Annotated in this window: 10 protein-coding genes; 5 read left to right on the plus strand and 5 right to left on the minus strand. The window is 74.0% G+C overall.

All coding sequences use genetic code 11. The features are described 5' to 3' along the window. The first annotated feature begins 147 nt into the window (after positions 1–147). Positions 148–762, plus strand: coding sequence for a YceI family protein (locus ACFVUH_RS07730; protein WP_387911790.1), 615 nt, complete (start codon positions 148–150; stop codon positions 760–762). A 257-nt stretch (positions 763–1,019) separates the two neighbouring features. Here ACFVUH_RS07730 and ACFVUH_RS07735 read toward each other — a convergent pair whose 3' ends face one another. Continuing rightward, positions 1,020–1,985: a LysR family transcriptional regulator gene (locus ACFVUH_RS07735; RefSeq protein ID WP_387911791.1), complete on the minus strand. Its 966-nt coding sequence runs from the start codon at positions 1,983–1,985 to the stop codon at positions 1,020–1,022. Between the two features lie 160 nt (positions 1,986–2,145). Between ACFVUH_RS07735 and ACFVUH_RS07740 the strand changes: the two genes are divergently transcribed. Both ACFVUH_RS07740 and ACFVUH_RS07745 read left to right on the plus strand, forming a co-directional pair. Beyond that, positions 2,146–3,378 (plus strand): MFS transporter, encoded by a 1,233-nt coding sequence (locus ACFVUH_RS07740; RefSeq protein WP_387911793.1) that lies wholly within the window; start codon positions 2,146–2,148, stop codon positions 3,376–3,378. 10 nt (positions 3,379–3,388) lie between these two features. Beyond that, positions 3,389–3,877, plus strand: coding sequence for a macro domain-containing protein (locus ACFVUH_RS07745; protein ID WP_387911794.1), 489 nt, complete (start codon positions 3,389–3,391; stop codon positions 3,875–3,877). On the opposite strand, the gene ACFVUH_RS07750 is transcribed toward ACFVUH_RS07745, so the two are convergent. Continuing rightward, positions 3,862–4,404 (minus strand): GNAT family N-acetyltransferase, encoded by a 543-nt coding sequence (locus ACFVUH_RS07750; protein ID WP_387911796.1) that lies wholly within the window; start codon positions 4,402–4,404, stop codon positions 3,862–3,864. The two genes, ACFVUH_RS07745 and ACFVUH_RS07750, sit on opposite strands and share 16 nt — an antisense overlap. 180 nt (positions 4,405–4,584) lie before the next feature. Here ACFVUH_RS07750 and ACFVUH_RS07755 point away from each other — a divergent pair, with 180 nt between their 5' ends. Beyond that, positions 4,585–5,382, plus strand: a complete 798-nt coding sequence (locus ACFVUH_RS07755; protein WP_387911797.1) for a TetR family transcriptional regulator — start codon at positions 4,585–4,587, stop codon at positions 5,380–5,382. Positions 5,383–5,443: 61 nt separating this feature from the next. On the opposite strand, the gene ACFVUH_RS07760 is transcribed toward ACFVUH_RS07755, so the two are convergent. Next, complete coding sequence (locus ACFVUH_RS07760) at positions 5,444–6,772, minus strand: GNAT family N-acetyltransferase (protein ID WP_387911799.1); 1,329 nt, start codon at positions 6,770–6,772, stop codon at positions 5,444–5,446. A 133-nt stretch (positions 6,773–6,905) separates the two neighbouring features. Between ACFVUH_RS07760 and ACFVUH_RS07765 the strand changes: the two genes are divergently transcribed. After that, positions 6,906–7,631 (plus strand): dienelactone hydrolase family protein, encoded by a 726-nt coding sequence (locus ACFVUH_RS07765; RefSeq protein WP_387911800.1) that lies wholly within the window; start codon positions 6,906–6,908, stop codon positions 7,629–7,631. A gap of 19 nt (positions 7,632–7,650) precedes the next feature. On the opposite strand, the gene ACFVUH_RS07770 is transcribed toward ACFVUH_RS07765, so the two are convergent. After that, a complete protein-coding gene (locus ACFVUH_RS07770; RefSeq protein WP_387911802.1) occupies positions 7,651–9,072 on the minus strand; it encodes a C40 family peptidase in 1,422 nt (473 codons plus the stop codon). A gap of 221 nt (positions 9,073–9,293) precedes the next feature. Next, complete coding sequence (locus tag ACFVUH_RS07775; RefSeq protein ID WP_387911804.1) at positions 9,294–10,388, minus strand: hypothetical protein; 1,095 nt, start codon at positions 10,386–10,388, stop codon at positions 9,294–9,296. Positions 10,389–10,616: the final 228 nt, after the last annotated feature.

The raw sequence follows: 10,616 nt of genomic DNA on the forward strand, positions 1-10,616 counted from the left end.
GGGTCGAGGGTCAAGCCGGACGGCCGACCGGCTCCGACCCTACCGGCGGGCCCTCGACCAGCATGGTTGAACTTTGAACGAAGTGGGGCTACAGTGGAGCCAACAAGTTGAAGCCTAAACAAATGGCTTCGAACCCGAGGAGGAGCCATGGGCCTTTTCAACCGCACCAAGAACACCGCCGCCGCGACCACCACTGCCGTCGCCGCCACCGAGGGCCCGGACCTCGGCCACCTCTCGGGCGACTGGACCATCGACGCCACCCACAGCGAGATCGGCTTCTCCGTCCGCCACGCGATGGTCACCAACGTCAAGGGCCGCTTCACCGAGTACGACGGCAAGCTGCACCTCGACGGCACCACGCCGACCAACTCCAGCGCCGTGCTGGTCATCAAGGTCGGCAGCATCGACACCAACCAGGCCCAGCGCGACGAGCACCTGCGCACCAGCGACTTCTTCGCCGCCGAGACCTTCCCCGAGATGAGCTTCCGCAGCACCTCCGCCGAGCGCCTGCGCGACGACTCCTACCGGATGACCGGCGAGCTGACCATCAAGGACGTCACCCGTCCGATCGTCCTGGACCTCGACTTCACCGGCCACGCCGTCGACGCCTACGGCGCGGACCGGGTCGGCTTCGAGGGCAAGGCCGTCCTGGACCGCACCGAGTGGGGCCTCACCTACAACGCGGCCCTGGAGACCGGCGGCGTGCTGATCGGCGAGAAGGTGAAGCTCACCTTCGACATCTCCGCAGTGAAGGCGGCCTGACCCGGCCGACCGCGGCCCCGGGCCCTGCGGGGCCCTCCCCCGACCGCGGGCGCGCCGTCTCGACGCCCCCCTGCGACTGCGCGTCCGCAGCCGACCCCACCCCTGCCGACCCCCGAGCGGCAGGGGTGGGATCGTCTTCGGCTCGAACAACCGTCCGACGCCGGGTGATTCCTGATCCGGCGCAATTTCGCACACCGTCTTCTCCGCGCACCGCCTCCGCCTGCGCCGGGGAGCACGCCGCCCGGGCGGAGGACCGCTCAGGGCGCCAGCAGCGCGGCGTCCGCCGCCGGGAGCCAGCTGTCCACCGGGCGCCGCAACCACCCCTCCCGAGCACCGAGTTCGACGGCCGCGGAGAGCAGCGCGGTCAGCCCGGGATGCCGCAGGTCCGGGCGGTGCACCAGACTCACCAGGCTGAGCGGCACCGGCTCGGCCAGCGGCACGTTCACCGCACCCGGCAGCACCGGACCGCCGGCGGTGGTCAGCATCGGATCGCCGTGCCGGGCGAGGTAGCGGGCCGTCTCGTCCACCCCGACCGGCGGGACGCGCGGCGGCGCGGGCGTCAGGCCGTGCTCGCGCAGCAGCCGCAGGCCGAGGTCGGTCCACTCGGTGGTGGCCGGATTGCCCGCGCAGACGTCCACCGGATGGCCGGCCAGGTCGGCCGGCCGTAGCACCGGCCGCCCGGCGAGCGGATGGCCGGCCGCCATCATCACCGAAACCCGCTCGAACCGGATGGGCCGCTGGGCGAGTTGGGCGCGCACCCCGGAGGCCAGGCCGGCGAAGCGGCCGAACGAGACGTCCAGCCGGTGGGCGAGCAGTTCACCGGCGGCGGCCGCCAGCCCACCGTGGAAGCGGGCCAGGAGCTCGCCCTCCGGCCAAGCGGCGCGGGCCCGGTGGAGCAGCCGGTAGCCGGTGAGGTCCGGTCCGGTGACGTCGCTGTTGAGGTCCAGCAGCAGCGAACGGTGCGCGGCGCCGGCCAGGATCTCGTCGTGCAGCGCCAGCAGCCGGCGCGCCTTGGGCAGCAACCCGTGCCCGGCCGCGGTGAGTTCGACATTGCGCGTGGTGCGGGTGAACAGCGCGTCGCCGAGCAGCCGTTCCAGCGTCCGGACGTCCCGGCTGAGCGCCTGCTGGGCCACGTGCAGACGCTCGGCGGCCCGCCCGAAGTGCAGCGCCTCCGCGGTCGCGACGAAACCGCGGAGCAGGCGGGGGTGCAGGTCACGGGGCATGGCGGCAGGCTAACAACGTCCCCGGGGGCGGGCGGGCCGATTTTTTCCGGCCACATTGACACCACGCTGTTGTCAGTGCGGCAGAACAGGTGTTGGACCACGCACGGCCGGCGGCCCGAGGCTGAGGGGCCATCCCCTTCCCCTCTCCCTGCGGAGTCCCATGTTCTCCCCGTACCGACGCCTGTTCGCCCGGCCCGGCACCACCGCCTTCACCCTGGCCGGGCTGCTCGGCCGGCTGTCGATGTCGATGACCGGGGTCTCGCTGGTGGTGCTGATCGCCGAACGGCGCGGCTCGTACGCGCTGGCGGGCACCGTCGCGGCGACCGGCCTGGTCACCGGGGCGATCGGCATGCCGGTGATCGGCCGGCTGGTCGACCGGTTCGGGCAGGCGCGGGTCACCGTCCCCGCGGTGCTCTACTGCGTGGTGCCGCTCTCCGGACTGCTGCTCTGCATCCGCGCCGGGGCTCCCGACTGGACGCTGTACGTCTGCTGGGCGGCCGGCGCGGCGGCACCGAACCTCGGCGGCATGGCCCGGGCCCGCTGGGCGCACCTGCTCCGGGACGAGCCGGACGAGCGGCACCTCGCCAACTCCTTCGAGCAGGCGCTGGACGAACTCTGCTTCATGGCCGGCCCGGTGCTCGGCATGGTGCTGTGCACCACGATCGCGCCGGAGGCCGGACTGCTCACCGCCGGCGGGCTCGGCGCGGTCGGCGGGCTGCTCTTCGCGGCCCAGCGCCGCACCGAACCGCCGACCGCCGGACACCCGGCTGCCGGACGGCACGGCTCCCCGCTGCGGGTACCGGGGCTGCGGGTGCTCACGGTGACCTTCCTCAGCACCGGCATGATCTTCGGCGCGCTCGACCTGACCACCGTCGCCTACGCCGACGCGCTGGGGCACCGGCCGGTCGCGGGCGGTCTGCTGGCCCTGGTGGCGGCCGGGTCCTGCGTGGCCGGGCTGGTGTTCGGCACGCTGCGGCCGAACGGGCCGGCGGGCGTCCGCTTCCTGCGGGGCCTCGCGGCGATGGCGGGACTGCTGCTGCTGCCGTTGGCGGCCGGACTGGGCGGCGTGGGACTCGTCCTGCTCGGAGTGGCGCTGTTCGCGGCCGGGACGGGGACCGCGCCGACCATGGTCACCGGCATGATGCTGCTCCAGGAGCTGCTGCCGCAGCGGCAGTTGAACGAGGGCATGGCGATCGCGGTGTCCGGCATCGTGGTCGGCATCTCGGCCGGCTCGGCACTGGCGGGCACGGTCGCCGAGCACGCGGGACCCGGCGCGGGCTACTGGATCCCGGCGGGGGCGGCGGCGCTCGCCCTACTGATCGGCCTCGCCGGCCACCACCTGCTGGCCGTACCGGCGGAAGCTCCCCGAGGCGTTGTCGGTGCCTCGCACTAACCTTCGGGCCATGACGACAGCGAGCACCATCGGCTACGTCCGTGGCGATGCCACGGCACCCCTGGGCAAGGGGGTGAAGGTGATCGCGCACGTCTGCAACGACGTCGGGGGCTGGGGGAAGGGGTTCGTGCTGGCCGTCTCCCGACGCTGGCCGCAGCCGGAGGAGGCGTACCGGCGCTGGCACCGCGAGCGGGCGGGGAACGACTTCGGGCTCGGCGCCGTGCAGTTGGTGCGGGTCGAGAAGTACCTCTGGGTGGCCAACATGGTCGGCCAGCGCGGCATCCGCACCGGCCGCTCCTCCGGGCCGCCGGTGCGGTACGAGGCGATCGATACCGCACTGGCGACGCTGGCCGGGCACGCGCTCGACCTGGGGGCGTCCGTGCACATGCCGCGGATCGGGTGCGGGCTGGCGGGCGGGCGCTGGGAGTCGGTGGAGCCCCTGGTGACCGCCCGGCTGACCGGCCGGGGGGTTCCGGTGACGGTCTACGACCGCGACTGACGGGCGAGTTCGGAGGCCGGCCAGGTGTACTCGTACTCGGGCAGCGTGTGGCCGCCGGGGAAGACGCCCTCGCGCGCGGCGGTGCGGTGGGCGCCCTCGCGCTCGTAGAAGGCGATCGCGCGGGTGTTGGCCTGCAGCACCTCCAGGTAGAGGTCCGTCCCGGGGTGGCGGTCGGCCATGTGGGCCCGGGCGGCGGCCAGCAGCTCCCGGCCGATGCCGCCGCCGGTCAGCCCGGGGCGGACGTGCAGGTTGTCGAGCAGCAACCGGCCGTCCCAGTGCGGGACGAGGTAGGCGAACCCGACGACGTCACCGTCCCGTTCGGCGATCAGCAGTTCAGGGGTGTTCTCCGGGCCGCCGTAGTCGGCGGCCAGCCGCAGTTCCCAGATCTCGCGCCGCTCGGCGGCCAGTCCGTCGCCGAGCGCTTCGGTGGGGACGATGCCGGCGTACGCGGTGCGCCAGCTGGCGGCGTGCAGTTCGGCGACGGTCTCGGCGTCCCGGGTACCGCCCGGACGGATCACGGTGCTCATTCGACAAGCCTCTCATTCGCGCTTGAACGCGTTCAAGCGCTGACCTAGAGTCAGGACATGCCTTTGAACACGTTCGAAAAATGTGGTGGGGCGGCGTCGGCACCGGACGCGGAGGGGGCGTCCGGTGCCGCGAGCGCCGACACCGCCTGGGACTGATCCGATCGGGCTAGGCTCGGGGCCGTGGACGACCTGGCAGCGACGAACGGCACGAACACGGCGAACGGCACCAACGGCGCGGACGGGGGCGCCGGATCCCCCGCGGAGTCCCGCGGCAGCCGCGCGCAGCCGAAGACCGACAAGAGTGAGCAGACCCGGGCCCTGATCCTGGAGACCGCGATGCGGCTCTTCCAGGAGCGCGGCTACGAGAAGACCACCATGCGCGCCATCGCCACCGAGGCGGGCGTCTCGGTCGGCAACGCCTACTACTACTTCTCGGCCAAGGAATTCCTGATCCAGGGGTTCTACGACCGCATGACGTACGAGCACGCGGCGGACGCCAGGAACCGCATGGCGCACACCCGGGACTTCAGCGAGCGCCTGGAGATCGCCCTCGCCTCCTGGCTCGACACGGCCGCTCCGTACCACGAGTTCTCCGCCCAGTTCTTCCGCACCGCCGCCGACCCGAACAGCTCCCTGAGCCCGTTCTCCAACGAGTCCCACCCGGCCCGGGCGACGGCCGTCGAGCTGTTCCGCGAGGTGCTGCAGGGCTCCGAGCTGGCACCGAAGCTGGACGCCGAACTGGTCGACCTGCTGCCCGACGTGCTGTGGCTGTACCTGATGATCGTGGTGCTCTACTGGGTCTTCGACCGGACCCCGGACACCGAGCGCACCCGGGAGTTCGTCCGGCGGTCGGTGCCCATGGCGGCCCGGGTGATCAACCTTTCGCGCTACCGGGTGTTCCGGCCGATCGTCCGTGACGCCAAGGGCCTCATCCAGGACTTCATCCTGCCCACCATCGGGAAGACCGCGGTGAAGTAGCCGCGGAACGGCCACCGCACGGCGGACGCCCCCGGCCACGCGGACCGGGGGTGACGACCGATCAGAATCCGTCGATGTTCCAGGCCAGCAGCGGCCTGCGCAACAGCAGGTCCGCGGCGGCCACCGCGCCCGGGCGCAGCTCGGTGACCAGGCCGGCCAGCGCGATCCGGGGCAGCGTCTCGCCGGCCAGGTAGAGCGTGCCGAGCGCCGAGGCGTCCAGCGCCAGGTCGGCCTCGTCGGTCGTCCGGGTGCAGCGGCCGGTGCCGTCCGCGGCGACCTCGATCGCCCAGCGGCCGGCGGCGTAGCCCTCCCGGTCCTCGACCTCCAGCACCACGCGGCCGGGCGCGCCGTACGTCCGGGCGCTGAAGGCGGCCTCGACGTCCAGCACCCGCAGCCACATGAAGTCGGCGTTGTCGACGTGCGGGGTGGCGGCGCGCGGCTCGTTCAGCAGCATCGGCAGCGGGTCGTCCGGTCCGACGTTCTCCACCGAGACCTTGCGCACCCAGTCGACCGAGAAGAGGTAGCTCCACAGCGCGTGGGCCGTCGGCCGGTCCAGGGCGAAGAGGTCCAGGACGGTGAGCGTGCAGTTCGGGTAGGAGCCGTCCCAGGTGTCGTCGATCTTGTAGACGGCCAGGCCGGTGGCGGTTCCCTCGGCGTCCCGGTGGACGACGGCGAAGGGCTCCTTCCAGTCGAAGCCGGGCACCTCGATCTCACCGGTGTGGCGCTGCCAGGTCAGCTCGTCGCGGTCGATCACACCGGGCTGGGTGACCCGCCAGCGGTCGAACAGCTCGGGGCCGATCTTGCGCAGCTCCGCCATGTCGACCAGGTCGATCCGCCCGCCGGGCACGGTGGGCAGGCCGGCCCGCAGGCCGCCGGCGCGGAGCAGGTCGATGTTCCAGCCGTGGCCGCGGGTGGCGGGGCCGAAGCCGTACCGGCCGTAGATGTTGTACTCGGCGGCGATCAGGATCGCGACGGCGGCGCCGCGCTCCCGGGCCGCGGCGAGATCCCCGGTCATCATCCGGCGCAGCAGGCCGCGCCGCCGGTGGGTGGCGGTCACGGTGACGGCGGTGATCGCGTCGGCCTTCACCACGGCGCCGCCGGGCACGGTCAGTTCGGCGTCGAAGCTGCGGAAGGTGGCGACGATCCGGCCGTCGTCGAACGCCCCGAGCATCCGGTCCGGCTTCCACTGCCGGCGGCGGAACTCCGTCGCCCGGCCGACGTGCGGCCGCAGGAAGCCGACGACCAGCGCCCGGTCCCACGCCTCGACCTCGTCCTCGCCGACCGCCCGGACCTCGATCCCGTCGACGATGTCGCCCTGCTCCTTCGAACGCTGTTCCTTCAGACGGCCACTGCCCGGATCGCGGGGGCCGTCGTTCGTCTCGTTGCCCATTCGCTCACCGTACGGCGGGATTTCGGCGAAGGCATCCCAATTATTCCGGGTGCGGAGCACGGGCCCCACCCGTTCCGTCCGCCCTCGGCGAAGACCGGCCCGGACGGGCGCCGGCCGTCCTAGAGTCCGGCCCATGACGACGATCACCACCCACACGGTCAGTTACCCGGCCGACGGACTGACAATGATCGGACACCTCGCGCTCCCCTCCGGAACCGGCCGCCGCCCGGCGGTCCTGCTCGGCCCCGAGGGGCCCGGCCTGAACGACGTCTACCGCCACCGGGCCGACGCCCTCGCCGAACTGGGCTACGTGGCACTGGCCTTCGACCTCCACGGCGGGCGCTGGTTCACCGACCCCCAGGAGATGCTGGCGCGCGCGATGCCGCTGCTCGCCGACCCCGAGCGGATGCGGGACATCGGCCACGCGGCGCTCGACGTGCTGCGCGCCGAACCGCGCACCGACCCGGAGCGGATCGCCGCCGTCGGTTACGGCACCGGGGGCGCCATCGCCCTGGAACTCGGCCGCGCCGGGGTCGACCTGCGGGCGATCGGAACGGTCAACGCCCTGACCACGGGCCGGCCGGGCGAGGCGGCGCTCATCCGCTGCCCGGTGTGGGCCGGGGTCGGGTCGGAGGACCCGATCATGCCGCCCGCGCAGCGGGAGGCGTTCACCGCCGAGATGCAGGCCGCGGGTGTCGACTGGCGCCTCGTGGTCTACGGCGGGGCGCTGCACGCGTTCCACCACCCGCCGGTCGACCACACCGTGCTCCCCGGTGTCGGCCACCACCCCCGGCACGCGGAGCGGGCCTGGCGCGACGTCCTCGGCCTGCTCGCCGAGTGCCTGCCGGTGACGGAGTGAACGGGCGCCCGGCCGGGGGTCAGGGGCGGGCGTAGAAGTCCGGGGTGCCCATGATCCAGAGGCTGGCCTGCTTGACCGGCCGGCCGGCCCGGGGGGCCTCGATCATCTGGTCGTCGCCGATGTAGAGGCCGACGTGGTGGATGTCGGCGGCGCGGCCGGTGGCGCTCCAGAAGACCAGGTCGCCGGGGCGGAGCTGGCGGTAGGTGACCGGGGTGGACTGGGCGTACTGGTCGGCGGCGAAGTGGTTGAGCCGCTTGCCGCCCTGGCGCCACGCCATCATGGTCAGCCCGGAGCAGTCGTAGCCGCCCGGGCCCTCGCCGCCCCAGACGTAGGGCAGACCGATCTTGGTGCGGGCGAAGGCGATGGCCTCGGCCGCGCCCTCGGCCGACCAGGGGCGCTCCGGGGGCGGGGGTGCGGCGGAGCCGGTGGGCGGGGCGGTCCGCGCGGCCTCGGCCGCAGCCGCGTCCCGTTCGGCGGCTTTGGCAGCTTCGGCGGCGGCCCTGGCCTCGGCCTCGCGGGCGGCCTGCTCCGCCGCCTCGCGTTCGGCTGCCGCTTTCTCGGCGGCGGCGCGGGCGGCGGCCTCGGCCTCCCGGGCGGCGATCTCCTCCAGCGCCTCGCGCCGCTGCCGCTCCAGCTCGACGGTGGTGTTCCGGGCGGCGGCCAGTTCGGTGAGCAGCTGCTCGCGCCGCAGTCCGGCGGCCGTGACCTGGTTCTGCTGGTCCGCCAGCCGTGCCTCGGCGCGCTGCCGGGCGGCGCCGACCGCGGCGGCGGCACGTTCGGCGGCCCCGGTCGCGGTGCGCGCGGCGGCGGCAGCCCGGGCGGCCGCGGCGGCCGTGGAGACCGCCGCGTCGAGGATCTGCCGGGTGCGGCGGCTGGCGATCCCGACCACGGCCGCCCGGTCCCCGGCCTCGCGCGGACCGCGCGCACCGAGCAGGGCGTTGATCGCGGAGAGTTCGGCGCCGGTGCCCTGCCGGTACGTTTCGGCGGCCAGGGCGGCGGCCTCCTCGGCCGCCTCGGACCGCTCGGCCTCGGCGGCTGCGGCCCGGACGGCCGCGGCGGACTCCTCGGTGCGGGCCCGGGTGAGGGCGAGTTGGGCGCCGTTGTAGGCCTCGACGGCCTGTTCGGCGGTCCGGGCCGCCTGGTCGGCTTTGGTCCTGGCGGCGGTGAGCGCGGCCTCGATGGCGGTGACGCCGCCGGCCCGGCGATCGGCCTCGGCCCGGGCGCGGTCGATCTCCTCGGCGGACGGGTAGGCCTGGTCCCCGGCCCCGGGCGGCACGGTGACCGGCGGCACGGTGACCGGCGGCGCACCGGGCGGCACGTCGGCCGGAGCGAACGGGGCCGGTGCCGCCGTGACGGACACCGCGGCGGGGAGCAGTCCGAGCAGGGCGGCGAGGGAGAGGGCGAGGGACAACAGGAGGGTCGGCAGGAGCCTGCGCGCCACGATTCATCCCTTCGAACGGCCACGAGGGAGTGGAGCGGCCACGCACACGTGGGCCGACGGGCCGACGAACCATCCCATTCCGTGACAAGGCGGTCACTGAACGCCATGTTCTCAAGCCGAGGCGCTTTCATGCCTCAAGCCCGCGCCACCAACCGAGTGACCATCAGATGATCAGACTGCAGCCGCCTCCAGCCGGGCTACCGTGCGCCCGGGCGCGCCCGCTACCGGCTCATCCTGCGGGTCCGCGGCCGCAGCCAGCGGTGCCGGCCCGGCCGGGTCACCTGGCCGGCCGGGCCCACCGCGTACGTCCGGCTGCGGCCGGCCCGGACCGCCCGCCGTCGCTGCTGGGACCGGCCGTGCCGCCCCGCCCGGGCGGTCGGCCCGCCGTCGCCGGGCGCACCGGCCCCGGCGCTGCGGCGGCTCCCCGACGGGTGCTCCGCGGTGCCCGCCGCCGAACGGCGGTCGGCCAGCCGGGCGGACCGCCGGGCCAGCGCCCGGGCGGCGTGCGCGTCCAGGTGCGCGGTGGCCCGGGCGGCCATCTGCTCGGCCACCCGGTGGGCCGCCGGGTGGTGGGCCGGCACCTTGTCGGGCGCCCCGGCGATCAGGTCGAAGAGCCAGGTGCGGGCCTGGTCCGCACGCCGGTGCAGCAGGCGCTCGCGCCGGAGCGCCCGGGCCCGCAGGCGCGGACTCGCGGCGTACCGCCAGCGCGCCCAGGGGCTGCTCGGGCGGGCCAGCCGGACGGCGCCGACCCAGGAGAGGCCGGGCACCATGATGCCCAGCAGCCCGGTCCACACCTTGCCCTTGAGCAGGGTGACGACCATCGCCAGCGCGTTCACCGAGATCACCGTGACCAGCCCCCACCTGGTCTCCCCGGTGGGCTCGGCGCCGAGCGGGACGTACCCGACGAGCAGCAGGCCGGTGAAGAGGATGCCGAAGATCACCGCGTCCACCGACTTGCGCCCCTGCTCGCTCCAGTAGACGTCGTCCAGGTGCAGGATCAGCGCGAACTCGTCCAGCACCAGGCCGCAGCCGATGCCGAAGAGCAGCCCGAAGACGTCGATCCACGGGTGCCCGCCGTAGGTCGCGAACACCCCGATGCCACCGGCCAGCAGGAATCCCAGGCCGAACACCATGTGGTGGATGTGCAGCCCGCCGGGCGTCACGTTGCCGGGCCACCAGCGCACCTGGGCCCTGATCATCCGCACGCTGAACCGGATGAAGACGAAGGAGGTGGTGAACCCGACCAGCAGCAGGAACAGCGGTTGCTTGTGCGTGGCGACGATGTGCTCGCGATAGCCGTCCAGCAGTGTGGTCATGGCTCTTACCTTCGTTCCTGGTGCTGCGTGCGACCTGCCGCGACATGGCCCGGGGGCCAACGCCCGGCGTCAGAAGCCGCGGGTGCGCTTGGCGGCCCGGCGGGGGATCACCGGGGCGAGCGAGGGACGCTCGCCCCCGACCGGGAGCTTCATGAAGAGCCGGGCGATCTCACCGCCCAGGTTCACGCCGATGGCCAGCGCCATCGCGATCGCGGCGGCCCGGGTGAT

It is taken from the genome of Kitasatospora sp. NPDC058032 (assembly GCF_042885845.1).
In the GTDB taxonomy this organism is placed as follows: domain Bacteria; phylum Actinomycetota; class Actinomycetes; order Streptomycetales; family Streptomycetaceae; genus Kitasatospora.